Here is a 24193-nt window from a genome sequence, read left to right as displayed (position 1 = left end):
TTGCATCATAGGATGATAGAGGCTACGGCATATGCTCATGCCAATCCACACGGTAAGTGGCGCCGTCGTACGTTGGTAGTGTTTAAATAACAGTGTCGGTTTTCTTTACTTACGATAATCACAAGCAATTTAGGAGAGCATGCATAGTTGTTTACACACTACCATCATTAGCTTCAATTACCGAATAGTAAGTAATCTACAGTAGTTCAAGTTTAGCCTGACAAGCACATCTGAAAAATCGGCAAATGGTAAGAATAAGTTGGAAATTCTATGCATAAGGATAGATATTAGAAGCTAAGGAATATGCAGACGAGGATAAATTGTCAGATATTTCTTTTAGGCGACATGTCCGCAATACATGTCATGCTGAAATACATATTTTGTACTAACAGAAGCGACCCGCACTTAACAATAAACTACTGTGGTTAAAATCAAATCTTTTCTACTCGCTTCTGGTGACTGCGGAGCTTGAATTACCAAGGGGATTTCCTGCTCTTAAAATAATCACTTAATAACCTTGAAAAATTTGGCTACTAGCAAATAACCAAATGAAAGAGATAAAAAGCGTTATTTGACGAAGTCTGTATGATAATCCATACTTCTAATGGTTTTTATGCGGAATAGACGGTTATGCTGGGTGTTTCACCAAGCTATGAATCAGATTGGTTGCTTTTTCATCCGAGATATCGGATGAATTTTACCAATTCTTGATAAAATTCATCCGATATCTCGGTTTTTAAGATAAAAACCAACTAATATAAAAGGGAATTCATTGGATATAATTAAACGCTATATTCAAACGATCGATTTTAAAAACGTCAGAACTAATCCGCCTCCTGAATTAATATTTCTATGTGGTGGAAGCGCTGTCGATGCTGGTTTTTTTCGCCAAAAATTTGGAAATAAATTAATTACTCAAGGACACAATGTCATTCTTGCGGAAAAAGCTATGGATTGGCAGGGTGGGCAAATGTTCTCAAAAGATCTTTTAGAACTAGAAAAATACTATGCTGCTCTTGTATCCATAATCCCTCTTATCTGTGAAAGTTATGGCTCTGCTTGTGAATTAGGGGCATTTGTAAGTGATCCCCTAATACGAAGAAAGCTATTTATCATAATTAGTGAAAAATTTTATATCGGGGAGGAATCAAATTCATTTATTCGATGGGGGCCAATTAAGAACTATGAATTTCATGAGGAAAAAAAAGTATTTTGTATTAATGATACAGATCCCGAAATAAATTTACCTCATCTTTATTCTGATTTATTAGATTGGAAAACAAAATATGAGACTTATTCATGTGATTTTACAAATGAATACTATCATATTCTATTGCTTATTGACTTAATTAATTTATTTGTTGTTGCCGATGAAAAAGGGTTGAAGAAAATATTTATTAAAACTCTTAAAATTGCGTGTAACAATGAAAATAAAAAAAACATGGAAAAAGACTTTGAAGAAATGATTTTTGTTTTAGAGAAACTAAATTTAATAAAAACAAGAATCATTGGGCAGGAAAGATTTTATCTTGCAATAAATAATAGCTATTTTCTTGAATATGCATATCAAAAAGGAAAGGAGTCAAAAAAAATCAACGAAACAAGAGTCGCAGTTATTAATGAAATATATTTGAATAAATCGCCATTAAACAAAATGAAAGCCGATATAATTAGACAGGAGAAAAAAAACGGAAATGACATTGAAAATATACAAAAAAAAGGGGCTATCTATATAGATTTGCTAACAAATTTATCGGCTACTCTACCATTCCATTATAAGTTTTATGAGATTGATAAAAAGAGTGGCGGTAGAAGAACAATTGCTCAGCCAACAGAAAAATTAAAAAATTTACAACGGTCATACTTATCTCATTTAGAGGGATTGTTTCCGATTCACGAATCTGCAAAAGCATATCGGAAAAATAAAAATGGGATTTTAGAAAACATAAAAACACATAGAAATAGCCGATATTTTTACAAATTTGACTTCGTTGATTTTTTTTCGTCTATAAAGGCCAATGATTTTTTTCTGTTTTTACAAGAAAAAAATTACGATCGGTTGATTATTGTTAATTTAATAAAGCTATTTTTTACATTTAAAAAATCTCAAGAAAGCATGAGAAATAAAGAGGCTTATGATTCTATAAAATCAAATCAAAACAACCCTGATTATTTATTAAATTTATATACAGATTATTTTAAAAATGAATTTCAGTTAAGCATTGGGGCACCAAGCTCACCATTTATATCAAATATAATAATGTTTGATTTTGATCGAAAATTGACAGAGTGGTCAATCAAGAACAATATATGCTACTCTAGATACGCAGACGACATGACTTTTTCCTCAAATCAGAATTATAAGCTTGAAATTATAAGAGAGAAAATCAATGATTTTTTGAGTGAAATTCCTTATTTGAATATGGAGCTCAACATAAAAAAAGAAAGAAAATGCACATTTAAGCAGAGGGTTAGGATCACCGGACTAATCTTAACACCCACCAAAAGCATTTCTATAGGGAGAGATAAAAAGAAACTGATTAGAGCGATGATAAATCACTTCTCTCTCGGTAAAATGGAAAAGGATGAGATTGAAAAATTAAAAGGATGGATTGCATATTGTAAAGACGTTGAGCCTAAATTTTACAACACTTTATTTTCTAAATATAGTCAAAATTTACCTGTTATATTCTGAATTAATTGATAAGATAAGATATGTTCATCTCATCTGCCCCATATATAGTTTCAACAGAAAACGTTGTAACTTCAGATTGAAATATTTTTTTAATGTTAATCTTTCAAAGAAAAACCCCATCACAATTTGTAATCAAATTTGGCTCCTTTGCGCTCCAGCTTACCATGTACATAACCCGGCAATAACACTTTACGTCCTCGGGAGAGCTGAACCACACGGAGTTCGGACAGGTTTCGCAGGCGGTTTTTACTTTCGGGCGGCGGGTTGCTGCCAATGCTTCCAGGGTTGGGCTTTTGTTGTCTTGTAGTTGCAGGGTTTCGGCCAGCATTTCGTTTTCCGAACCGGTTGCCTGTGCCAGTTGTTTGAGGGCTTCTTCCAGTTGTTGGGCCGCTGATGTTGTTGTGTTGTTCATGCTGATACTCCTGTTGGATAAAGGTATTTGATAATTGCTGGCGTTGATGTTCAAGGTCTTTGTCTTCAAACTGAATAGGCATTTTGAACGATGCGGCTATTTGCACGATCGCTTGTTTGAAAGCTTCGCTGCCGTTCACTTTGATCGTGCTGCCGAATTTTTTCCGCGCCATCAGTAGCGCAGTTTTTAATCCCTGAATTGAAAATCCTCTGGAAATAATCAGGCTTGTGCCATCATCACGGATGGTGCATTCATTTTTATGATGAATGTTGGTTCCCTGTTTTGTTGGATTGTTCGGCTTACTCGGAGACGTGTTGCTCTCTCCGGTCAGGGTATAGCTGTTCGTGGCGGGTTTTACCCTGCGGTTGCGTAATGCTGCGAGAGCATCTTTTTTTCCCTGCTTGGCTTCATGCTGTAACCAATCCAGCCAGGTGAGGCTTCGGTATGTCTCAAAAATTTTCTGGTGTTCATGGGTGTATTGCTGGCGGATAAACCGGAGTTTAGTTTGCAAGGATTTATGGGTCAGGGCATACAAAACCTTTTTGTTCAGTCTTCCCTTTCTCAACTTGATGGCTGTACGTTTCAGTTGAGCTTGTTGCCTTGCCTGCTCTATCAGGCGATATTTCCGATTTTTGATAGTGGTCAACGTTTCAGATAGTTGAGTAATGAAGGAAAAATGACCTGCGCACCAGCCATGGACATAGACGGCAAGCTATGGAGCTTGCAATACATATCCGAAGACGGCACAAAGCGTTTCGCGAAAAACAGCCGCAAAGAGGGTTGCTTTCATGTGGTCGGTGGTTTTGATAGTTTGGCCAGCGCACCTGTTATTGTGATTGCAGAAGGCTATGCTACAGCAGCAATGTTGAAAGAGGCTCTGGATATGCCGGCTGTTTCCGCATTTGATGCCGGGAATCTAAAGGCTGTGGCGCAAGAGCTGAAAGCAAAGTTTCCTCATAAGCCCATAGTGATCGCGGCAGATGACGATAAGGGATTGGAAATCACCCAGAGCATTAACCCCGGCAAGGAAATGGCAATGGAAGCATGCAACAAGGTCAATGGGTTTATCGTGTTTCCTGTGTTTGCGCCCAGTGAGCAAGATCTGGTTCCGAAAAGATTCAGTGATTTTAATGAGTTGGCCAGTAACAGTATGCTTGGGATGGATGGGGTGAAACGCCAGGAAAAACCTGTTGTTGATAAGCTTTTTCATCGTTACAACTGGATTCAGAAAAATAGTAATGATCTTCAATTATCAAATAGTATCTGATGCGTAGCAGCACAAACTTGACTTGACAGGTGTTTCTGAAAAACCCGAATCCGTCAGATCAAGTTTGAACTACTATATTTTAATTAAAACGTTGCAATTCGTGTTGGGCTGTGATCAATAGCTGTTTGTTGTAAATTCCCGACCTCTTCTTGGGTAAATATTCCCTGCTCAACACACTGAGTCAAAGCATGGTCTATTTCTTGAACGAGTCCGCTTTTGGTTAATCCTGCAGTTGCAAATCGAGAACCTCGCAGATGATCTGCCTGAACTCTATTGCGAATATCAATCACAGCAGCCAAAAAATCCCTCTTGCTCTCATCACGGCTTTTTGACCAATAATCAGCTTTATATGAATCATATGCAGATCTTAGTTGATCAACTGCAGTATTTCGTTGAGTTGAAGAGCGTTGTATTAATCCAAAAAATGTAAATCGATTTTGTCGTGAATTATTATATCGTTGAACTGCATTACTAAAAATGTTATGAAGAGGTTGATTTTCGTTGGCTAATATCTGCTGGCTGATTTCTTCGATTCTATTACTACTACTACGCTGGTAAGAGGAGCTTGTTCCAGTACTAGTACGTGAAAGTCTTACCAACTCTTCAGGCAAGTTTTTCAACTCTTTTTTTGCATCATCATTATCAACAATGTTATATCGGTTATCGTTGATAAAACCGTTTACTATGTTAATAACATCATCAATATTATCCACCACTGAAAACTGAATAGACCAACCAGTTTTGTTAGGATCACCATAATGCACTTTGGGCTCATGCCCTTTTCTAATGTTTTCTTCCGGGACACCATAAGAAATTAACAAATTTTTATAATAATTGTAATCTGTTTCGTTTGGATCTGCAGAAAAAATGGAGAGAGTAAGATAAGGGGCTGTACCAGGGGAACGATAACCATCACCCCAAGAGCTGGAGATATACCCGGAACTCATAAGGCGCAAAGCAATGCTTCTAGCGTATCCCCATTCATTAGTACCTGCTTCACTCAATCTTAAATTTTTCACTCGGATTCTCACATTATTTAAATCTGTATTAAATTATAAATTATTTTTATTAAGGCAATATTAATAGTGGAGATTATTTGTGCGAACCGATTATTTATGCAAAGCATGGCTATGTTTCAAACTTCATTTCTGCCCGAGAAACCGCCCATCACAATTTGTAATCAAATTTGGCTCCTTTGCGCTCCAGCTTACCATTTACATAACCCGGCAATAACACTTTACGTCCTCGGGAGAGCTGAACCACACGGAGTTCGGACAGGTTTCGCAGGCGGTTTTTACTTTCGGGCGGCGGGCTGCTGCCAATGCTTCCAGGGTTGGGCTTTTGCTGTCTTGTAGTTGCAGGGTTTCGGCCAGCATTTCGTCTTCCGAACCGGTTTCCTGTGCCAGTTGTTTGAGTGCTTCTTCCAGTTGTTGGGCTGCTGATTTTTCTGGTTTTCTCATTTTGATACTCCTGTTGGGTAAGGTTATTCGATAATTGCTGGCGTTGCTGTTCAAGGTTTTTGTCTTCAAATTGAATGGGTATTTTGAACGATGCGGCTATTTGTACGATCGCTTGTTTGAAGGCTTCGCTGCCAGTCACTTTGATTGTGTTGCCAAATTTTCTTTGCGCCATATGCAAGGCGGTTTTTAAGCCCTGAATTGAAAATCCTATGGAGAGAATCAGGCTTGTGCCGTCATCACGAATGGTGCATTCATTTGTTCGATGAATGTTGGTTCCCTGCTTTGTTGGGATGTTCTGGTTTGGTGAATTATTTCGGGATGGATTACCCTCTCCGCTCAGGGTATAGCTGTTGGTGTCGGGTTTTACCCTGCGAGTGCGTAATGCTGCGAGAGCGTCTTTGTTTCCTTGTTTGGCTTCATACTGCAACCAATCCAGCCAGGTGCGGCTTTGGTATTGCTCAAAGGCTCGCTGGCGTTCATGAGTGTATTGTTGGCGGATTAGCTGGAGTTTGGTTTGCAAGGATTTATGGGTTAGCGCATAAAGAACCTTTTTGTTCAGCCTCCCCTTTATCAGCTTGATCGCCGTACGTTTAAGCCGAGCATGCTGCTTTGCTTGTTCTATCAGGCGATTTTTCCGTGTTGTGACAGTAGATAATGTCTCGGATAGCCGGGTTTTGTTTGTTGTCTTCTCGGCGCAAAAACGGGAATACAACGCGCTTGTGTTGGCATGAATGGGTTTTTTACTGTATTGGGTTTCAGGCTTTGAGCTGGAATTTCCAGCAGTAAACATCCTGAATTTTTCTTCCAGTTTGTTTTTGGAGAATTGACGCGATACAGAGCTGGCTTTAACGGAAAGCCCTTTTGGGTCGGTGATTATCAAGCCGTTTCCGCGCTCTCGAATGGTTAATCCATGACAATTCAGAACGGCATGAAATGCACTCCAGCTTTGCGCTTCTCCCAATTCGGTCTGACAATGGCGTTTTATCCAGCCGAGCAGGCTTTCGATTCCAGCATGGTGCTCCATGTCATCGGCCAGATTTTCGGACAAGGAGGCTATAGCGAAGGTGCTGAATGACAGCTCCAGGCAAACGGTACAATCCATACAAAACGAGCTGGGCGTGTTGCTGCGCCAGATTGTTCAAGAGCGAAAGGCGACAGAGAGGTTAGGCCGATATCAGTTGCTGGTTGCAGGTATTTTGCTCTCTATTTCGTTTGTGTTATGGATTGTATTATAGAATAGCTGCATCAGATGAGTTTTTCTCGCTGAGTTAGCTCTCCCGAAAATATGCTAATCAACTTATGTCTATACTGGTATTAATGGATGAATCATAACCAGTTGAGATGATATATAAATGAAAAAAACGATCATTTTTGGTAATGGGTTAGGGATGGCATTAAATGATAGCGACTTTTTATTAAAAGTAGCTATTCAGGAGGCGTGGGAACGTGGGGATCTTTCTACCGATGAGAAAAAATTAATTAGTGATTGTCTTCCTGAGGTGAGTCGTTTTGATTTTCCAGAGGGGGAGGAGGACATGGATAATCTCTATGTGGCAGAAATCTGTTGTTGGATGTTGTCAAAACTAAACTCTCCTGAGCAGTGGCTTCAGTCAAATGCTGCTGATTTTCCAAAAACGATCTCGAAGTTTGTACATGATGTTGCAGCTTTTTTCCATAAAACAGACATAAGCCTTCCTGACACCTTCATGAACCCATTGATGACATTCATTAAAAAAACTAACTCACATATTGCAACATTAAATTATGATTCTTTACTTTATTCGCCTCTGTGTACGGAAAAAATTTGCGATGGATATGATGGATGGTTAGTTGATGGAGTTTGGAATAGTACAGGGTTTGGTCCAAATAATTTAAGACGGCTCCCAGGAAAGAAATTTGGGTATTATCTTCATCTGCATGGCTCTCCACTTTTCTACGATATTGATGGAACTGTAAAAAAATGAATCGTTCAGAGCTTTTTGAAAATACCCATTTTGGTACTGTAGGAAAGCATCTTGTATTGACGCATGTTAAACACAAACCAATGGTTATTTCCTCCTCAATTTTGCTATCAACTTATTGGAATTATTTAGCCAAAGCAATATCTGAAAGTGAGGAGATCATGCTTTTTGGGTACTCTGGATTAGATCCTCATCTCAATGAGCTCCTAAGCGGTTTTCCTGATCTTCCATTCAAAGTAGTTGAACACGCTAATGGGAAAATTCAAAGTGATAGAGAAAAATTTTGGAAAGATAAATTACAGACCCATAAAATACAAGTAATCTTGCGCCAATCTGTACTGAAATTTAATGATTGGGAAAAATGAAATGCCATTTGCTACATTTTCGCTAGGCAGTTTGCCCAAAGACTAAGAATGGGTAATATATTTATATGTAGTGGCTATGGGGGGGGCTTCGCCGTTTCGTGTCTATGTACGCTTTTAAAATCTGGCTGGAAATCAGGGCGAAGTTATTGATGCCGGGCTGTCTTCGGACAGCCCATTGTCACTCACATAAGAAAGCTGCCACCAGGGCATGTCGATAGCAAAATATGCTGATCAAACAAATAGAGAAGATTCTTGACTGCGGCTTTTAAAAAATCGGGAGTTTCCATCGGCCATTGTTATGTCTGTGGAGCAGGGGAGGGGGCATTCTGGATTCACGGGTAGTCTGGCATTTGTCGGCGGCACTGCCGGGTTAGTGCTTGCAAATGTGACTATTTAATCGTTATTAAATACGTTTTCTCACGAGCAACTGATCCAGTTTGCCTGGCGAATTCCATTTCTTATGAGCCTGACTGGATGTCTTCTTTTGTTATTTATTCGGAGTCGCTTGCCAAATTACCTTGTTGTTAATACGTCTATTGCATCAGGCTACCTAAATCTTGTCGGGTTGCAAAAACGCAGATTGCTATCAGTATTTGTCGTCTCCAGCCTGTCAGCATCAGCTTTTTACATCACGTTCGTCCACATGCCCACATGGTTATCATCGCGCCTTGATACCCATTCGCACCAACAATCCTTATTGATAACGCTGATACCGTTACTGATTTATATGCTGGCTTTACCAATAAGTGGTATTCTGGCCGACAAAATAGGGTTTAAGAAGCAGATCAAAATAGCAAGCACCCTGTATTTGTTATGCTCGTATGCCATTTTTGCATGGCTGCCTCATTTAAGCGTAACTGGCTGTATGCTGGTCTTGGCACTGTATGCGTGTATACAAGCGTTATTGAACTCGGTTCTTCCAGCATACATTGTTTCAGGTTTTCGTGTGAATCAGCGTGGTAAGGCTCTGGCTATTTCATACAGTCTCAGCTTGACCTTATTCGGCGGCTTAATGCCTTATTTACTGTTAACAGCAAATAATCATATAAACCCCGGCATACCGATTAGTGTCTGCGCCGCGCTGTGTTTTATGGTTATTTTTAATTCAAGGAAAAATGATGGTTATTTACGAAGTCAGCCTGTTTGTTGAAAGGGATATTTATTCGGAGTTCTACTCATGGTTACAGGAACATGTGACAGAAATGCTCCAGTTTCCGGGATTTGTAGGGGCAATAATTTTGACACCTGCAGAAAATAATGACGCCAGGCAGGTTCTGATTGTTCAATACCGTCTGCGGACTCATGAGGATCTTGACAGGTATTTTTCAGAGTTTGCAGCAGGAATGCGTGAGAAAGGAATTAAACGCTTTGGCAATAAATTTTCTGCCGAAAGGCGTATTTTGGATATTCAAGACGTCTTGGAAAATATTTAATACGTATTGTATGTATTTTTATATTTATCCAATACGTTTTGTAGGTATAAAATGCACTTAGTTACATAGAAATCAGTTTATATCTATAAGGATGCAATGATGGATAAAAAGGTTTTTAAAGAGCATGAAGCAGCCAGCTACATTTGCATGAGTCGTTCTTTTTTGGCTCAAGATAGGTCATATGGCACCTTGGCTAACAGAACACCGGAGCCAAAGTATATCAAGATAGGTCGCTCAGTCAGATACTTAAAAGACGATCTCGATTTATGGCTGGAGCAGCAGCGAGGATAAATTCAGCCCGATTTTTTTTCTGCGTAAGTGAATCCCCCCAAATACGTTAAGCCAGCATTTTGTTATTCAATCTGCTGGCTTAATCGTTTCAAGTAACATTACTAATCTTGTTGAATGATTAAAACCAAGTTTATGAAATTCTATCTGCTGATGTGAAGGCAAGCGTAAAGCAGCGGCGGTATGAGAGGTTTCACGCCTGGATTTTTTCAATGTCCGATGCACTTTGTTCACTGGTATTCAATAAAAATGCACTTTATCTGCACTTTATAAATTGAAATATTGATCGGGAAATTTCGTAACCTATTGATTTACATGGTCGGAGTGACAGGAATTGAACCTGCGACCCCTGCCTCCCGAAGGCAGTGCTCTACCAGGCTGAGCTACACTCCGATGTTAATGATCGCGATTGACAGCAAATTCGGCCAGTTCTTTCAGGGCCTGTTTGTAAGGTGTTTCGGGTAATACCTCAAGCGCAGACAGGGCGAGATCCATTTCCCTGGTGGCGAACTGCTTCGTAAATTCTATCGCATTTGTTGCTTCTATTGCCAATAGAATCTCGGGAAGACTGCTGCGTTTTCCTTCTGCCAGACTTTCCTTGATTAACTGCTGCTGCTTGGGGGTGCCGTGTTTTAGAACGTGCAGCAGGGGCATGGTCATTTTGCCGTCTGCCAGGTCGTCGCCGATGTTTTTACCCATGGTCTGGGCATCGGAGCAGTAGTCGAGCGCGTCGTCAATTAACTGAAAGGCGTTACCGAGATGCAGCCCGTAATTGTATAAACCTGTTTTTATGCTGTCACTGGCGTCGCTGAGCAGGGCGCCGATGCTGGTCGAGGCGGCGAAAAGCAGAGCGGTTTTTGAGCGAATGACGTCCAGATAGTCGTCGATTGACAGGGAAAAATTATGGCGGTTACTCAATTGCTTGACTTCACCACAGCTGATTTGATGCGACGTGTCGGCCATTAAATCCAGCACGCCCCAGTTGTGAGCCTTGACCATCAGTTGGACAGACTGAGTAAACAGGAAGTCTCCCACCAGAATGCTGGCTTTGCTTCCCCATATTTCGTTGGCTGTTTCCTTGCCGCGCCTCAGAGTGGATTCATCCACTACGTCATCGTGGAGCAGCGTGGCTGTGTGAAAAAATTCGATCATCGCGGCAAGGGCGATGTGTGCATGACCCTGGTAGCCGCAGGCATGCGCCGAAACCAGTACCAGTAAGGGGCGCAGACGTTTACCGCCGCTTTCAACGATGTGCTGAGACAAATCACCAATCAGGCCGATTTGTGATTGAATGATGTCGATGATCAGGGCGTTAACCGCATCAAAATCTTTGGAAACGAGCGCTTTCAAACGGTCTACCGTCATTGTTTTATCCCCAATCTTTGCATGAGCCCATGCTAAGGCTGGCGCGGTGTAAAGTCAAGTTGAGCCTGCAAATCTGCCTGTAATGTCTGGTGAACAGGAACCCGTCCCGAAAAATCCTGTAAACAGGAGGACAGGCTCATTTTTTTTAGTCTATAATCAAAAGAATAGGGTTGGTTTTGACCTTGAGCAATGCTCCGTTCAAACGTGCCTGCTTCGGCAGGTGGGGCGGCCGAGTGGCGAGAGGTGATCACTGCCTGTTTCAACGGACTGGATAACCATCATCGCGGAGAGTGATTTGATGCAACAGCAGCAAACGGTATGGGTGGTCAGTAATATCAATGAAAAACAGCTGTTACCCTTGAAAATGGACACCATAGCACAAATTGGTGATTTGCCTGAGCAGCCGCCTCATGCTGTTATTTTATCCAAACTTGAAGGACAAAGCTGGATAGAATTGTTGCGGGAACTTCGCTCCCGAGAGGGATATTTTTTTGTGCCGGTTTTTTATCATGGTGATGTCGCGGATAATCTCCAGCATCTTTTTGATGGACCGGCAGACGAGAGATTGACAGAGAGAGCGACAGCCATTCATCAGCGTCTTGCGCTTATTGATAAGGAATGGATGGATTTAAATGACGAAAAATCCCGCCTGATGTCCTATATGCATTCGCGACCCGGCCTGTTTATGCAGGGCTATATTAATTATCAGTCCCCTTATGCGCTGGAGTTTCCCCTGTTCTCGGTTTTGTTTGCCAAATCCCTTGAATTTGACGCCTGGGGTTTTTTGCAGATTCTTGTTGTGCGGGGGTTTCTGGAGCAAAACAAGTTGCTTGAAGAAATACAGACCTGTAACTCTTGTGATTCGGGTCTGCTGAATTTGAAGAGAAACTGCCCTGGCTGTAAATCCATTGATATTAAGGCGCAAAAATTTGTGCACTGCTTTTCCTGCGGGAAAATTGGTCCTGTGCCGGAATTTTTACGCCACGAACGCTTGTTGTGCAGTGGCTGTAATACGCGTCTGCTTGAGCTGGGTGTGGATTATGAAAAACCCATTGAAGATAAGCTGTGCAACAAATGCGGGCACTTCTTTTCGGAACCGGAACTGAACGTGGTTTGCCTTGTCTGTCAGAAAAACTATTCACTCAATGAAGTGGGCTCACGTCGCTTGTATGAGTATCGTCTGACGGAGCATGCCGAGTATCTGGTACGTGGTGTGAAGAAGAGTATTTTCCGTAATTTCAAGCAATACTTCAAACTGACCGATTATACCTCCTTTCTCTCGACAGTAGCCTGGCAAACGAAGCTGGCTGAGCGTTACAGCTCTATCTATTTCTGCGTGTTGACCCTGAATATCATCAATGAGAGTGATTTGGTTGCGAGGCAGGGTGAGGCTAACGCCGAGCGTCTGCTGAGCCAGTTGTTTATTGCCCTGCGTCAGATTTTCCGGGAAAGCGATTTGGCATCGCGTCACGAAGAGCATATGTATTTTCTTTTGCCTATGGCGAACCAGGATGGTTGCATGGTGATAGTGGAGCGAATCATTAAGGCCGTACAACAGCTTACCGAAGAGGAAATTGGCAGGGATCTGCGCGTGGGCGTCAGTCACATCAGTTCGGACGAGATTATTAAACACGCTTTTCACGGTGACGCACTGTTGACGGAGCTCATCGCCCGTATGGTGGATTGTAATATTGGTTTGCTGGAATCAAAATAAACGTAAAGGGGTTCATTTGCCCAGCTCTGCCTCGATGAACGCCTTCGTGGCTGACTGGAATCTGGTCACCCCTGCGAATATGGTGTCCCTGTCTCCGGTTAAATCAAACTGCCTGGCACTGGCTGCGGCCTGTACTCTGATTGTTCGATAATATTTTTCCCGATACTCAGGCTCTATCCTTTTGCGTTGGCGTTCATTAATCAGAATGCATGCTCTTCTCAAGTCGCAGAGTGTTGAGGTATCCAGCTGTTCACACAGCGTCAACAATCCCCTGCGCTCAAGATTTTCACGTAAAGCCCAGGTGTACTCGTAGCGGCTGCGCAAACGGATAAAAATCTTCAGGTCATCGGCGAAGGTTTCATCGTGCAAGGGTACGTCGAACTCAGTATCGTCGGCTGTCATGCGCAGTATAGGCAGGCTGTCGAGGATGGGATCTTCTGTCTGAGAGAAGTGGAAACGGGAGTACCAGTGGCCATCGTCTTTTCGACCGAAGGAAATGCGCGCCATCTTGTCTTTGCCTGGATAGCTTAGGCATAAAACAAATGGCTGCCTGTCTGAAGGATACTGTTCAAGGGCATCGATAGCACTTTGCATGCTGGCTGCGTCACTACCCTGCGCAATGGAGAGTCCTTTGCTGTCGGTTACATAAAAATGCATAGTGTCCTTCTCCAGATAGCAAATTTTTTTGATTCAAAATCTGCAGCTAAGTATTATTATAGAGCAATTTTATCGGTTTTGTTATGGTTCGCCAGGAAGGAGTCCGGGCATCGTGGCGAGTGCTGCGACCTGGCAGAAGAAGCCTGCGGGGTCAGAGTCGGCCCAGCAGTCCGTACCACATGATAGCTAACGGCTCTTTGAGGAAATAGCGGGAGAAATACTCGTGTTTCAGCCAGCAAACGCTGTTGATCGCAGGTGAGCTGCTTACTGTCATGCCCAGCTTTCTGGCCGTCAGAACGGCCCTGGGGGAGTGAAAGGGCTCGGTAACAATAATCATCGATTGCAGACCGTGAGTCTGCAGCAGTCTGGTGGAAAACTGAAAATTTTCCCAGGTGGATGTGGAGGAGCGCTCCAGCAGAATATCCTGAGCCGGTACACCCAGCGACAGGGCGATGGTTTTCATTGTGTCGGCTTCGTTGATCTTATCTTCTGTGTCAGTACCGCCCGAGAACATCAGTCGGGATGCGTAACCGGATTGATAGAGTGATACCGCGTGCTTTACCCGGGCGACCAGACAGATATTGTATCCTTTCCCGTGAAACGCCTTCGAGCCTGGAACAAATATCACATCGGAGTGGACCTTGTTGTCGACGGTCGCCTGTCTGCCCACGTAAAACGCCGCAAAGGTATACATGCTCGCCAGTAAAATGACGAGCAGACACCCTGTGACGGCGAGCGCTTTCATCATAGTTTAGACGTTAAAGAGGAAATGCATCACGTCGCCATCATTGACGATATACTGCTTACCTTCCAGACGCAGTTTTCCGGCTTCTTTTGCGCCCTGTTCGCCGCGATGAGCAATGAAATCATCGTAAGCAATCACTTCGGCGCGGATAAAACCCTTTTCAAAGTCGGTGTGAATGACTCCGGCGGCCTGAGGTGCGGTGGCGCCTTTCTGTACGGTCCACGCACGTACTTCCTTAACGCCAGCGGTGAAATAGGTCTGCAGGCCAAGTAAATCATAGCCAGCACGAATCACGCGATTAAGGCCGGGTTCGTCAAGGCCGAGATCCGCCATGAATTCGATGCGATCCGCATCATCCAGCTCGACCAGCTCGGCTTCGGTAGCGGCACAGAGCGCAACAATACTGGCCTGTTCTTCGGCAGCTTTTTGAGTCAGCTTATCCAGCAGCGGATTGTTTTCATAACCGTTGTCATCGACGTTGGCAATGTACAGAACAGGCTTGGCTGTGAGTAGAAAGAGGCGGCGGGTTACCGCTTCTTCTTCGGGCGTCAGGCTCAATGTACGCACGGGCAGGCCTTCATCCAGATGCGCCTTGACTTTCTCAAGAGCCTGTTTTTCAAAGATAGCGTCTTTGTTGCCGCTTTTACTGGTTTTATTAACCTTAAGCAGGGCTTTTTCAACGGTATCCATATCTGCCAGAGCCAGCTCGGTATTGATGTCTTCTACGTCACTGAGGGGATCAACCCGGCCAGACACATGAATAACGTCGGATTTATCCATGCTGAAACAGCGCACCACGTGTGCGATGGCATCGGTTTCACGGATATTGGCCAGGAATTTATTACCCAGACCCTCACCTTTTGACGCACCCTTAACAATACCGGCGATGTCGACAAACTGCATGGTGGTTGGCAACGTCTGCTGCGGCTTGACGATCTCGGCCAGGGCGTCCAGACGGGGATCAGGCAGGATAACAATCCCTACGTTAGGTTCGATGGTGCAGAAAGGGTAGTTTTCGGCTTGAATGCCTGCTTTGGTCAGCGCGTTGAACAGGGTGGATTTTCCCACGTTGGGTAAACCAACGATTCCGCATTTAAAGCCCATGAGTTACCTCGTTAATCAGATTCAGTTAATAGGGGTTCAGCCATTTATCTGGCTCATGGCTTTTGCCATGGTATCGCCAAGTAAGGTTGGTATGGCATCGATGGCGCGATCAATAGCTGCCATGATGAGTTTTTTGTCGTTTTGTCCGGGTTTGCCCAGCACGTAATCGTGCACCTGGTCTTTGTGTCCCGGATGACCAATACCAATCCGCAGGCGATGAAAATCGGTGCTGCCCAGATTGGCTGCGATGTCGCGCAGGCCATTATGGCCGCCGTGGCCGCCACCGGTTTTTAATTTTACGCGACCAGCCTCCAGATCCAGCTCGTCATGGACGATCAGAATTTCAGACGGCAGTATGCGATAAAACTGAGCGATTTCCCGTATGGGTAAACCACTGAGATTCATGAAGGTAGTGGGCAGCGCCAGCTTGCATGAGTGATGGTTCACCTCGATGCTGGCCAGTTCGGCGTGCATTTTTTTTTCGACACGAAAGCTGCCTTTCCAGTAATCGTTGAGGGCTGCGACAAACCAGCCGCCGGCATTATGGCGGGTGTTTTCGTACGCGGGGCCTGGATTTCGTAATCCTGCAATCAGTTTGATGGTCATAAAATATTCAACTGTCAGCGGATAAAAAAAGAGGCGGAATGAAACCGCCTCTCGGTACTTATCCTGTTGTTACTCAGCAGCATCCTCAGCTGGTGCTTCTTCCTGCTTTTCACCTTTGAGTGCGTGAATGCTTACGACAGGCAGGTTGTGTGCCGGATCGTTGATGTCAGAAGCAAACTGTACGCCTTTGGGCAGTTTCAGATCAGACAGATGCAGTACATCGTCCTTACCAACATCGATCATGTCGACTTCGACGAACTCAGGCAGATTTTTAGCCTGGCAGCGAATTTCGATCTGTGTCATGACATGATTGATCTTACCACCTGCTTTTACACCACGGGCAGCCTGCTCGTTGATGAAATGCAGAGGAACGTGCTTGATCAATACGTCTTTGGCAGAAACGCGTTGCAGGTCCATGTGTAAAATAACCGGCTTGTACGGATGGCGTTGCAGATCTTTCAGGATCACGTGCTCAACCTTGCCGTCTACGCGCAGATCAAATACGCTGGAAAAAATACTTTCGTTTTCCAGGGCTTTGATTACTTTATTCTGTTGCAGGTGAATGGTCTGTGGTTTTTTATCGCCACCGTACAGAATCCCTGGTACTTTGTTTTCAAGACGACGCAGGCGGCGGCTCGCACCTTTCCCCATATCTGTTCTTGATTGTGCTTCCAAAACGATACTTGACATGTAAATCTCCAGTAAAAAATAATAAGTCAAACCCTGCCTCGCGACCTTGGCAATGGCTTGACCAGCGACGCAGTATACAATATTTTAAAATCAACTTGAAGTCGCAGCCGTAATTTCATAGAATATGGCACTTTGTTGAACTTGTGTGAGCCATTCCGGCGAGCTTGGAGAAGAGTTATGTATGCGGTAATCAAGACAGGCGGTAAACAATACCGTGTGAAAGAAGGCGATGTTATCAAGTTGGAACTGCTGTCAGGCGATGTTGGCAGTGAAGTCAGCTTTGCTGATGTTCTTATGATTTCTGATGGTGATAATGTTACCGTTGGGGCTCCTTTCATTGCAAAGGCAGCGGTAAAAGCTCTGGTTATGGAACATGGCCGTCACAAGAAAGTCAAGATTATCAAGTTCCGTCGTCGTAAGCACCACATGAAGCAAATGGGTCATCGACAATATTACACGCAGGTTAAAATCACTGCGATCGGCAAGTAGGAGAGTAAAGAAATGGCTCATAAGAAAGCAGGCGGTAGTACCCGTAACGGCCGCGACTCGAATCCCAAGTATCTTGGTGTTAAGCGTTTTGGTGGTCAGTTTGTTAATGCAGGCGAGATTCTTGTCCGTCAACGCGGCACTCGTCTTCACCCAGGTGTGGGTGTAGCCTGCGGCCGTGATCATACCCTGTATGCTCTGGTCACAGGACTGGTGTCTTTCAATACGAAAGGCGCTCTGAATCGTAAATTTGTGAATGTTACTGCTGTGGAAGAGTGATTGCACTTTTTCCACTAGAGCCCCGGTTGACGGGGCTTTTTTTTTATTGTCATTAACGGGGTGGAGACATGAAATTTGTTGATGAAGTGGTCATCACAGTGGATGCCGGTAACGGTGGCCCTGGCTGTTTGAGTTTTCGTCGCGAAAAATTCATCCCCTTTGGCGGACCCGACGGCGGTGACGGCGGTGATGGCGGCAGCGTGTTCCTGGAAGGTAATGGCGATTTAAATACGCTGGTTGATTTTCGTTTCAAACGTCACTATAAGGCTCAGAATGGCCAGCATGGCATGGGTGCCAACTGCAGTGGAAAAAAAGGGGATGATCTGATTATCCAGGTGCCGGTTGGTACCATGGTTATCGATTATGAAACCCAGGAAATGATCGGTGATATCAAGCATGCCGGCGATCGTCTGCTGGTTGCTCAGGGCGGATTTCATGGCCTTGGTAACACACGCTATAAAAGCAGCGTGAACCGTGCGCCCAGACAGACCAGCCCGGGAACCCCTGGCGATTCGCGCCGCCTTCGCCTGGAATTACGGGTGCTGGCTGATGTTGGCCTCCTTGGTCTGCCGAATGCCGGAAAATCAACCTTGATCCGGTCGGTGTCGAGTGCCAAACCCAAGGTGGCTGATTACCCGTTTACAACACTTCATCCGGGACTGGGTGTGGTCAGCGTTGCGGCTGATAAAAGCTTTGTCATGGCCGATATTCCCGGTTTGATTGAAGGTGCCGCAGAAGGCGCAGGCCTTGGGCATCGCTTCCTTAAGCACCTGTCGCGAACCTGTGTTTTGCTGCACGTGATTGATGTGCTGCCGGTTGACGGCAGTGATCCGGTGGAATCGGCAAAAATCATCATCAAGGAGCTGGGAGATTATGACCCGGAATTACCCAATAAACCCCGCTGGCTGGTGTTAAACAAAATGGATCTCCTGCCCGACGAAGAGGCTCGTCAGGCTATGAAGCAGCGTATCGTCGATGGTCTGCATTGGACCGGGCCGGTATTTTCCATTTCGGCCATCAGCGGCGAGGGGACGAAGCCCCTATGCTATGCGATCATGAATCTGATTGATGAGTTGAAACAGCCGGAAGCTTGACCATTCTGCGGCGTAATGCACGACCAGCGGGCTGCGGAAAGGCAGCTCGTGGGTTTCGTTGATCTCGCCGCCTTCGTGTTTAATTTGAATAGATAAAGACGTGGTGCCAACACGTGGCTGACTGCTCCAGTATTCTCGTAGACCACTGATGTGACAAAGCAGGCGACCTGTCTGATTATTGTAAAAACTGAGCCATTGTTCGTTGTCTGGAGTCTGAATCAACGATTGCAGCAAACCGCCGCTGACGTCGTCAAGAATCGTAATGGGCATTTTCCACTCAGACAAGGCGTCTCGCAGCCGTTCGGATGCTTTTTTATCGATGCCTGAGATAATATGAGACGCAACCACCGGCTCCACAACCGCGCGAACCGCGGCCAGCATGTCTGGTCGGCAGCGCACCTTGCATTCTACATACGGTGTTTCCAGTCGGTAGCCGGTTTCGCAATCCAATAGACGCAATGCGTCATCTAGCTGCTGGGCAATCTGACTTTCGGCCACACCAAACAAACGCCATTTCAACAACTGCGTGCCGTCATGCTGCGTTTTTTGCAGTCGCGGCAGTACATAGTCATTAAACATGGGCAGGCATTCACGCGGTGGACCGGGCAGCAGGAAATACCAGATGTTGTTGTGTGCGAAGAAGCAGCCCATGGCGGTGCCGTTCGGATTGGGCAATAACTCGGCGCCGGGAGGAAACCTGGCCTGTTGCTGATTGCCTGAGGTAATCGACAGATTACTGTGTCGCAGGCGGAATTTTATATGCTCGAGCGCATCGGGAAAGTCGGTCAGTGGGGTGTTGGTAAAACGGCTTAATGCAAAGCGTGTACGGTCGTCAGAGGTAGGTCCAAGCCCTCCGGTGACGATGATAATGTTATGATCGCGGGCCAGGAAGTCGAGGCAGCCGACGATGTCGTTTTCCTGATCGGTGCAGCTTAGTTGCCGCCCCATCGCCAGCCCTTCTGAACTCAGGGCATGAGCCAGCTGGTAGCTGTTGGAATTCAATGTGTCGCCCAGGATGATTTCATCGCCGGTGGCAAGCAAAGCTATGGTCATGGTTATATATTCCTGGATTAAACGCGGTTAATGGTCACCAGTGGTGAGGGTAATTCTATGCCGGCCAGATCAAATTGTTCCTTGATGTTTTCCTGCAACTGATTTTTTACACTCGAAAAATCTTCGTTGAGCGTCCAGACCATGATTTTGAGCTCAATGGATGAATCAACAAAACGGTTTACCGCAACTTTGGGTGCCGGATCGGGTAACACATTGGGACATTTGCTGGCAACAGTCAGCAAAATATCCTTGATATTCTCTATATCGCAGCTGTAGGCGACGCTGATGAGCAAATCAATACGCCGGGTTTTAAAATAACTGAGGTTGGTAATTTCGGATTTGATCAAAGCTTCATTGGGCACGCGTACCAGCTTATTGTCCGAGGTTTTAATTTTGGTCGACAATAGGTCAATCGACTCTACAGTGCCGTTAATACCCTTGATTTCAATGTTGTCACCCATTTTGAAAGGGCGTTCAAACAGCAGGAACACGCCGCTGATCAAATTGGATGCCGCGGTTTGTGAGGCGAAACTGATGGCGACCGTAAATACTCCGGCAGCACCCAGCAGCACGCTGAGGTTGAAACCCAAATGCTGCAGACCGCTGATGGTAAAGAGGATGAAGATCATATAAAACAGGGCGCGACTGACCAGCACCACATGATGACGGGAAAAATGATGGGCCATGGCGCGTTCCGTCAGGCGGCGTACCTGGCGGGCGAGGATATAACCAACAGCCCACAGGCCAAAGGCTGAGGCTGTTTTAAGCAGTTTAGCGGTGCTGAGTAGATCCAGGTTCAGATTCATGATGTTCTCCAGAACGGCTTTGTTCGAGCCAGTTGAGTAATTCGCTTTGTACTTCGGGAGGCGCCGCGTCGAGGCTTTGCATGCACATGAAGGCTACCTTGCTGTTTTTATCTGCCATGTGCAGACGCTGATGAATTTTTTTCAGAGAATGGCAGGCCGCGTTAATCGTCACGGCATCCAGACTGGAGTCTATGGTGATGCGTCTGTCCTTCATGGCCAGATGGTGAGTCAGAGATACAGACATGAACTGCTCAGGATCACGCAAGGCGAAACGGACGTTGTTGGCCAGCAGGCCTGGGTTTTCCTTAAAAAATTCTTCCAGAATGCTTTTGCGAATGGGGAAGGGCGCATGAGGCTGGTGGAAAAACTGTTTGTGCCATCCGGCCAGTCTGGCGCTGTTTTCCTGCAGGTTACGGTGTTCGTTAGGCGCATCTTTGAGGAATGAGAGTTCGGCGATAAAAGGCAGCCAGTTTTTTATGCGATTGCGCCATTTGTTCTGGCTTTGCGTTTTCCAGTGGCCGCGCAGCACGAGGTTCTCACCGCGGAAAAAATCCTCATATCGAACAGGGCGTATCAGGAAACTGTCGTCATTAAAATAGACAAATCGTTCGGCCAGACCGGGAATGCGCCAGAATACCGATTCAATCGACAGGCTGTTGAACGTCGGCAGGCAGGATTCAAACCCGGTGAAGATATCGCTGTGATCGATGAGTTTGATTTTGTCTTTGGGAAATTCTGTTGTAAACGATGGCGTCTGTGCATCCGTAATCAGGTAGATGGTTCGCATCCAGGGCGCGTAGCGCAGAATGGATTTGATACAATACTCCAGTTCACCGCACTGGTTAAAGCGTGTTGGGTCTGCGGCAACCGGTCGCGATATACCCAGACTGGCCAGGTGCCTGGACAGTTTTTCGCGATGCACGGGATCGTGGCCGTCCACCCAGGTGATGACGGCATCAACGGGTTCGTTGGTGTGGGTCATATTGTCGCTCCTCGTCGCTGCATCGATCGACTTAATGCCAGCAATTCGGCACCATCGGTGCCCAGAGGCGTGAGTGCGTCTTCTACCTGGCTAAAATGATGCGCAATCAGAGATTGCAGTTCCGCCTGTGTATAGAGGCTGGCGAAGGTCATTTTATTATTGGCGTTATCGGAAGAATGACCTTTGCCGATGACCTGGGGTGCGTAGGCATCGAGGTAATCGTCCTGCATCTGGAAGACCAGACCCAGATGATATGCGTAGTTTATCAAGGCCTGCGTGCGCGTTTCGTCTGCCTCGCTGGCGGCCAGTACCATTTTGATGCAGGCGCTGATGAGTCGACCGGTTTTCAGGTGATGGATATTCCGCAGTCTGGATTCGTTCATGTCTGGACAGCATAAATCAGAAAGATCCAGACTTTGCCCGCTGACCATGCCGCTCGCACCACTGGCCTGAACCAGTTCGCGGGTGACCGCAATCACCTGTTCCGATTTAAGGTGGGCAGGCAGGCGGCTTAACAGGAGGTCAATAGCCATGGCCTGCATGGCGTCACCCACGAGAATGGCGGTGGCCTCGTCAAAGGCACGATGACAACTGGGTTTGCCGCGCCGGAAGTCGTCATTATCCATGGCGGGTAAATCGTCATGCACCAGAGAATAGCAATGGGTCAGTTCGATGGCGGCAGCAATCAGGTCCAGACTGTCGTCTGAGACAGCACAAAGATGACCACTGAGATAAACAAGGCTGGGGCGCAGGCGTTTACCGCCGGGAAACAGCGACCAGGCAATGGCATCTCGCAGGCGCTGAGCGGGGATATCAGCTTCGCTCAGAATCTGTTGCAGCATGGTCTCATGGCGCAGCAGATCGTCTGCCATGTTATTCCTGGTCATCGGGAGTCTCTTCATTCTGAATGCTGTTGACGCGAAGGGTTTCGATTTTTTGTTCGGCCTGGGTCAATACATCCTGGCATTTTCGCGCCAGCGTAATGCCTTTTTCATAAGACTTCAGGCAGTCTTCCAGCGACAGCTCGCCTTTTTCCAGTTGTTTGACAATGTCTTCCAGTTCGGCAATAGACCGCTCAAAATCAGGTGCTTTGGCCATAAAACTGTTCCTGTTTGCAGAAAAAGAAAGAGTATACCCGTCATGATGATGTTTGTGGAGAGATCTGTTTTGCCTCAACGCGCGGTCCGGCTGATTTTTTGACTCCACCCGTGACCTGACTTATTATTCCTGCCGTTTCATTTGAGCACACGAATTGGAAGAGCAGTAAGTGCCTTGTCAAAATCCATGTATGCCATATGAGTCAGGGTGATGCACCGATGTCTCTTGATTGATGTTTGCTTTTTTTAAGACCATTATGGTTGTAAATTTTCCCTGGCTTGGTATGATGTCGACGTTTCAGGCAAACAGACTTTTCCGTGTTAGACAAATTCAAGAGAGGTAGCGCATGCGTTTATCAGAGATCGACATCAACCAGTTGCTGGCAACAAAAGTACATGAATTTGTCAGAGATGCAGATTTTTCAACACTAAAGGACGCGATTATCAGCACCAGACCGCTGCCCTCTGTTGTGGCGGAGGTAACCGCTGTTTTGGCTGAGGCCTATGAGAGCGATAAAAATCGCGTGATGTCAGAGGCGCTCAACGGTAAGATGGAACAGGAAGACGATGCCACATTTTCCTCACGAGAAACAGAGCTTGAAGCGGCTTACGCAGCACTCTCGAAAGAATACGAAAGGTTACTGAGTCTGGCAGAAAAAAGCCAAGAGGTTTTTCAAGAGGTTTTTATAGAGCAGGTTTATGCGCATATAGAGACAGGAGGCTTTAAGAATTTAAGCGCTCATGAACAGACTGCGATTAGACTCGTGTTGCGCTCAATGAGCAATTATTTCTTAGCCTGTTGGCATGAGCGCGGCGCTCGCGGCGAATTGAGCAGAGCCTCCGACATGTTGAACAGCCAACAACGGGAGCTTTTACAAAAGGAAACACAAGTTGAAACGTTAAAGGAGTCAAATCCCCGGTTTACGAATAGAAATGAGGCATTGGGTACGCAAATAGAGCAACCGAGAGAGTCAGCGCCGAGTCTGGCGGCCAACCGAGGGAAGTTATCAGCCATAAAGGGGATGTTAATCTTCTTTGGCGCGGTGGGCTTAGGCGCCGCAGTTTTAGCATTGGGAATTGGCCTCCTGGTCACGACATTGACTTCGTTAGCGTTCAGCCTGGTTCCGATTCTGATTCCAGCTGTTTTTCTGGCTGTAACAACCGGTTTGTTCTTAGCTGCTCTGGTTATACATTGTATAGATAAACTCAATGTCATGCGGGCCAAAAAACACTATGAAGCGAGCATAGCCGACGAATCAGTGCCAATTAACCGACAAATGCAAGAGTCGAGTCGTATTGAGAATGACGAAACTCCTGCGTTACGTACAGCGATTGCCCATACGCAGCTATCCATTCAAGGCATTAATGCCCGTATTGCCTTGTATGAGCAGACAAAGGAAGGTTGTTTGAATGAGGCTCGAAGCATCACGCCTGATCAGGCGTTACAAAGCGCAAACAATTCGTTTTTCTCGCCCGTTTCGCCTTCAGCTGATCCCAAACCACCGGCATCATGCCATGACACTGGCCTCAATTTGTCAATAACGGTGAAATAAATAAATCGTCTGAATTATGGATTATGGCATCAGCCATGATTCAGGCGATATTACCTTCTTGGGGTAGGGTGGGCAAAGGAG

25 protein-coding genes, 1 tRNA gene and 1 pseudogene are annotated in these 24193 nt (G+C 45.4%); 12 read left to right on the top strand and 15 right to left on the bottom strand.

Features of this window, described 5'->3' with window-relative positions:
- Positions 1-772 precede the first annotated feature (772 nt).
- Positions 773-2695, top strand: a complete 1923-nt coding sequence (locus tag ACQUTA_RS09330) for a retron St85 family RNA-directed DNA polymerase (protein ID WP_444987972.1) — start codon at positions 773-775, stop codon at positions 2693-2695.
- A 119-nt stretch (positions 2696-2814) separates the two neighbouring features.
- Here the strand turns inward: ACQUTA_RS09330 and ACQUTA_RS09325 are convergent, their stop codons facing one another.
- On the bottom strand, positions 2815-3642 hold the full coding sequence (locus ACQUTA_RS09325; protein ID WP_444987971.1) for an LPD7 domain-containing protein: 828 nt from the start codon (positions 3640-3642) through the stop codon (positions 2815-2817).
- Positions 3643-3774: 132 nt separating this feature from the next.
- Here ACQUTA_RS09325 and ACQUTA_RS09320 point away from each other — a divergent pair.
- Positions 3775-4374 (top strand): annotated as a pseudogene (locus tag ACQUTA_RS09320) (toprim domain-containing protein); the annotation flags it as partial.
- An 83-nt stretch (positions 4375-4457) separates the two neighbouring features.
- Here the strand turns inward: ACQUTA_RS09320 and ACQUTA_RS09315 are convergent.
- Entirely contained in the window at positions 4458-5393 is a 936-nt protein-coding gene (locus ACQUTA_RS09315) for a hypothetical protein (protein ID WP_444987970.1), read from the bottom strand.
- A gap of 148 nt (positions 5394-5541) precedes the next feature.
- Entirely contained in the window at positions 5542-6936 is a 1395-nt protein-coding gene (locus tag ACQUTA_RS09310) for an LPD7 domain-containing protein (protein ID WP_444987969.1), read from the bottom strand.
- Between the two features lie 250 nt (positions 6937-7186).
- Between ACQUTA_RS09310 and ACQUTA_RS09305 the strand changes: the two genes are divergently transcribed.
- From ACQUTA_RS09305 to ACQUTA_RS09285, 5 genes are all read left to right on the top strand, one after another.
- Complete coding sequence (locus ACQUTA_RS09305; RefSeq protein ID WP_444987968.1) at positions 7187-7798, top strand: hypothetical protein; 612 nt, start codon at positions 7187-7189, stop codon at positions 7796-7798.
- On the top strand, positions 7795-8160 hold the full coding sequence (locus ACQUTA_RS09300) for a hypothetical protein (protein ID WP_444987967.1): 366 nt from the start codon (positions 7795-7797) through the stop codon (positions 8158-8160). Before ACQUTA_RS09305 ends, ACQUTA_RS09300 begins: the two co-directional genes overlap by 4 nt.
- A 427-nt stretch (positions 8161-8587) precedes the next feature.
- Positions 8588-9310 (top strand): MFS transporter, encoded by a 723-nt coding sequence (locus ACQUTA_RS09295; RefSeq protein ID WP_444988034.1) that lies wholly within the window; start codon positions 8588-8590, stop codon positions 9308-9310.
- The gene (locus ACQUTA_RS09290; protein WP_444987966.1) at positions 9276-9593 is read left to right on the top strand and encodes a DUF4286 family protein; all 318 of its coding nucleotides are present in this window, start codon (positions 9276-9278) and stop codon (positions 9591-9593) included. Before ACQUTA_RS09295 ends, ACQUTA_RS09290 begins: the two co-directional genes overlap by 35 nt.
- 99 nt (positions 9594-9692) lie before the next feature.
- Positions 9693-9884 carry a helix-turn-helix transcriptional regulator gene (locus ACQUTA_RS09285; protein WP_444987965.1) on the top strand — a complete coding sequence of 64 codons (192 nt, stop codon included), beginning with the start codon at positions 9693-9695 and terminating at the stop codon, positions 9882-9884.
- Between the two features lie 313 nt (positions 9885-10197).
- On the opposite strand, the gene ACQUTA_RS09280 is transcribed toward ACQUTA_RS09285, so the two are convergent.
- Both ACQUTA_RS09280 and ACQUTA_RS09275 read right to left on the bottom strand, forming a co-directional pair.
- A tRNA-Pro gene (locus ACQUTA_RS09280) sits at positions 10198-10274 on the bottom strand.
- A gap of 3 nt (positions 10275-10277) precedes the next feature.
- Positions 10278-11246 (bottom strand): polyprenyl synthetase family protein, encoded by a 969-nt coding sequence (locus tag ACQUTA_RS09275; RefSeq protein ID WP_444987964.1) that lies wholly within the window; start codon positions 11244-11246, stop codon positions 10278-10280.
- Positions 11247-11544: 298 nt separating this feature from the next.
- On the opposite strand from ACQUTA_RS09275, the gene ACQUTA_RS09270 reads away from it, so the two are divergent.
- A complete protein-coding gene (locus tag ACQUTA_RS09270; protein ID WP_444987963.1) occupies positions 11545-12960 on the top strand; it encodes a TackOD1 domain-containing metal-binding protein in 1416 nt (471 codons plus the stop codon).
- 12 nt (positions 12961-12972) lie between these two features.
- On the opposite strand, the gene ACQUTA_RS09265 is transcribed toward ACQUTA_RS09270, so the two are convergent.
- The 5 genes from ACQUTA_RS09265 to ACQUTA_RS09245 form a co-directional block, all read right to left on the bottom strand.
- A complete protein-coding gene (locus tag ACQUTA_RS09265; RefSeq protein ID WP_444987962.1) occupies positions 12973-13617 on the bottom strand; it encodes a hypothetical protein in 645 nt (214 codons plus the stop codon).
- Positions 13618-13768: 151 nt separating this feature from the next.
- Positions 13769-14365, bottom strand: a complete 597-nt coding sequence (locus tag ACQUTA_RS09260) for a YdcF family protein (RefSeq protein ID WP_444987961.1) — start codon at positions 14363-14365, stop codon at positions 13769-13771.
- A 3-nt stretch (positions 14366-14368) separates the two neighbouring features.
- On the bottom strand, positions 14369-15466 hold the full coding sequence (gene ychF / locus ACQUTA_RS09255) for a redox-regulated ATPase YchF (RefSeq protein WP_444987960.1): 1098 nt from the start codon (positions 15464-15466) through the stop codon (positions 14369-14371).
- A gap of 36 nt (positions 15467-15502) precedes the next feature.
- Entirely contained in the window at positions 15503-16072 is a 570-nt protein-coding gene (gene pth / locus ACQUTA_RS09250; protein WP_444987959.1) for an aminoacyl-tRNA hydrolase, read from the bottom strand.
- Between the two features lie 69 nt (positions 16073-16141).
- Positions 16142-16762: a 50S ribosomal protein L25/general stress protein Ctc gene (locus ACQUTA_RS09245; RefSeq protein ID WP_444987958.1), complete on the bottom strand. Its 621-nt coding sequence runs from the start codon at positions 16760-16762 to the stop codon at positions 16142-16144.
- Positions 16763-16939: 177 nt separating this feature from the next.
- On the opposite strand from ACQUTA_RS09245, the gene rplU reads away from it, so the two are divergent.
- The 3 genes from rplU (at position 16940) to cgtA (ending at position 18621) form a co-directional block, all read left to right on the top strand.
- Positions 16940-17251 carry a 50S ribosomal protein L21 gene (gene rplU / locus ACQUTA_RS09240; RefSeq protein ID WP_444987957.1) on the top strand — a complete coding sequence of 104 codons (312 nt, stop codon included), beginning with the start codon at positions 16940-16942 and terminating at the stop codon, positions 17249-17251.
- A gap of 12 nt (positions 17252-17263) precedes the next feature.
- A complete protein-coding gene (gene rpmA / locus ACQUTA_RS09235; protein ID WP_444987956.1) occupies positions 17264-17527 on the top strand; it encodes a 50S ribosomal protein L27 in 264 nt (87 codons plus the stop codon).
- Positions 17528-17595: 68 nt separating this feature from the next.
- A complete protein-coding gene (cgtA, locus tag ACQUTA_RS09230; protein WP_444987955.1) occupies positions 17596-18621 on the top strand; it encodes an Obg family GTPase CgtA in 1026 nt (341 codons plus the stop codon).
- Here the strand turns inward: cgtA and ACQUTA_RS09225 are convergent.
- Genes ACQUTA_RS09225 through ACQUTA_RS09205 form a run of 5 tightly spaced genes read right to left on the bottom strand, consistent with a single transcriptional unit; the run spans position 18568 to position 22560 of the window.
- Positions 18568-19674, bottom strand: a complete 1107-nt coding sequence (locus ACQUTA_RS09225; RefSeq protein WP_444987954.1) for a competence/damage-inducible protein A — start codon at positions 19672-19674, stop codon at positions 18568-18570. The two genes, cgtA and ACQUTA_RS09225, sit on opposite strands and share 54 nt — an antisense overlap.
- A gap of 17 nt (positions 19675-19691) precedes the next feature.
- A complete protein-coding gene (locus ACQUTA_RS09220; protein WP_444987953.1) occupies positions 19692-20480 on the bottom strand; it encodes a mechanosensitive ion channel family protein in 789 nt (262 codons plus the stop codon).
- Positions 20446-21462 (bottom strand): stealth family protein, encoded by a 1017-nt coding sequence (locus ACQUTA_RS09215; protein ID WP_444987952.1) that lies wholly within the window; start codon positions 21460-21462, stop codon positions 20446-20448. The genes ACQUTA_RS09220 and ACQUTA_RS09215 overlap by 35 nt, the downstream gene beginning before the upstream one ends.
- The gene (locus ACQUTA_RS09210) at positions 21459-22334 is read right to left on the bottom strand and encodes a polyprenyl synthetase family protein (protein ID WP_444987951.1); all 876 of its coding nucleotides are present in this window, start codon (positions 22332-22334) and stop codon (positions 21459-21461) included. Before ACQUTA_RS09210 ends, ACQUTA_RS09215 begins: the two co-directional genes overlap by 4 nt.
- A gap of 1 nt (position 22335) precedes the next feature.
- Positions 22336-22560 (bottom strand): exodeoxyribonuclease VII small subunit, encoded by a 225-nt coding sequence (locus tag ACQUTA_RS09205; RefSeq protein ID WP_444987950.1) that lies wholly within the window; start codon positions 22558-22560, stop codon positions 22336-22338.
- 346 nt (positions 22561-22906) lie between these two features.
- Here ACQUTA_RS09205 and ACQUTA_RS09200 point away from each other — a divergent pair, with 346 nt between their 5' ends.
- Positions 22907-24112, top strand: coding sequence for a hypothetical protein (locus ACQUTA_RS09200; protein ID WP_444987949.1), 1206 nt, complete (start codon positions 22907-22909; stop codon positions 24110-24112).
- Positions 24113-24193: the final 81 nt, after the last annotated feature.

Source organism: Legionella navarrensis, from assembly GCF_052527415.1.
Note: the sequence above shows the minus strand (reverse complement) of the source record. Positions and strands in the feature narration are given on the sequence as shown.

Excerpts from the sequence above, each read along its gene's own strand:
- ACQUTA_RS09215 (WP_444987952.1), bottom strand. The coding sequence starts at position 21,462 with ATGACCCACACCAACGAACCCGTTGATGCCGTCATCACCTGGGTGGAC.
- ACQUTA_RS09225 (WP_444987954.1), bottom strand. The coding sequence starts at position 19,674 with ATGACCATAGCTTTGCTTGCCACCGGCGATGAAATCATCCTGGGCGAC.
- ACQUTA_RS09305 (WP_444987968.1), top strand. The coding sequence starts at position 7,187 with ATGAAAAAAACGATCATTTTTGGTAATGGGTTAGGGATGGCATTAAAT.
- ACQUTA_RS09260 (WP_444987961.1), bottom strand. The coding sequence starts at position 14,365 with ATGATGAAAGCGCTCGCCGTCACAGGGTGTCTGCTCGTCATTTTACTG.
- ACQUTA_RS09300 (WP_444987967.1), top strand. The coding sequence starts at position 7,795 with ATGAATCGTTCAGAGCTTTTTGAAAATACCCATTTTGGTACTGTAGGA.
- cgtA (WP_444987955.1), top strand. The coding sequence starts at position 17,596 with ATGAAATTTGTTGATGAAGTGGTCATCACAGTGGATGCCGGTAACGGT.
- ACQUTA_RS09220 (WP_444987953.1), bottom strand. The coding sequence starts at position 20,480 with ATGAATCTGAACCTGGATCTACTCAGCACCGCTAAACTGCTTAAAACA.
- ACQUTA_RS09265 (WP_444987962.1), bottom strand. The coding sequence starts at position 13,617 with ATGCATTTTTATGTAACCGACAGCAAAGGACTCTCCATTGCGCAGGGT.
- ACQUTA_RS09285 (WP_444987965.1), top strand. The coding sequence starts at position 9,693 with ATGGATAAAAAGGTTTTTAAAGAGCATGAAGCAGCCAGCTACATTTGC.
- ychF (WP_444987960.1), bottom strand. The coding sequence starts at position 15,466 with ATGGGCTTTAAATGCGGAATCGTTGGTTTACCCAACGTGGGAAAATCC.
- pth (WP_444987959.1), bottom strand. The coding sequence starts at position 16,072 with ATGACCATCAAACTGATTGCAGGATTACGAAATCCAGGCCCCGCGTAC.
- ACQUTA_RS09205 (WP_444987950.1), bottom strand. The coding sequence starts at position 22,560 with ATGGCCAAAGCACCTGATTTTGAGCGGTCTATTGCCGAACTGGAAGAC.
- ACQUTA_RS09245 (WP_444987958.1), bottom strand. The coding sequence starts at position 16,762 with ATGTCAAGTATCGTTTTGGAAGCACAATCAAGAACAGATATGGGGAAA.
- ACQUTA_RS09200 (WP_444987949.1), top strand. The coding sequence starts at position 22,907 with ATGCGTTTATCAGAGATCGACATCAACCAGTTGCTGGCAACAAAAGTA.
- rpmA (WP_444987956.1), top strand. The coding sequence starts at position 17,264 with ATGGCTCATAAGAAAGCAGGCGGTAGTACCCGTAACGGCCGCGACTCG.
- ACQUTA_RS09275 (WP_444987964.1), bottom strand. The coding sequence starts at position 11,246 with ATGACGGTAGACCGTTTGAAAGCGCTCGTTTCCAAAGATTTTGATGCG.
- ACQUTA_RS09310 (WP_444987969.1), bottom strand. The coding sequence starts at position 6,936 with ATGGATTGTACCGTTTGCCTGGAGCTGTCATTCAGCACCTTCGCTATA.
- ACQUTA_RS09210 (WP_444987951.1), bottom strand. The coding sequence starts at position 22,334 with ATGGCAGACGATCTGCTGCGCCATGAGACCATGCTGCAACAGATTCTG.
- rplU (WP_444987957.1), top strand. The coding sequence starts at position 16,940 with ATGTATGCGGTAATCAAGACAGGCGGTAAACAATACCGTGTGAAAGAA.
- ACQUTA_RS09270 (WP_444987963.1), top strand. The coding sequence starts at position 11,545 with ATGCAACAGCAGCAAACGGTATGGGTGGTCAGTAATATCAATGAAAAA.
- ACQUTA_RS09290 (WP_444987966.1), top strand. The coding sequence starts at position 9,276 with ATGATGGTTATTTACGAAGTCAGCCTGTTTGTTGAAAGGGATATTTAT.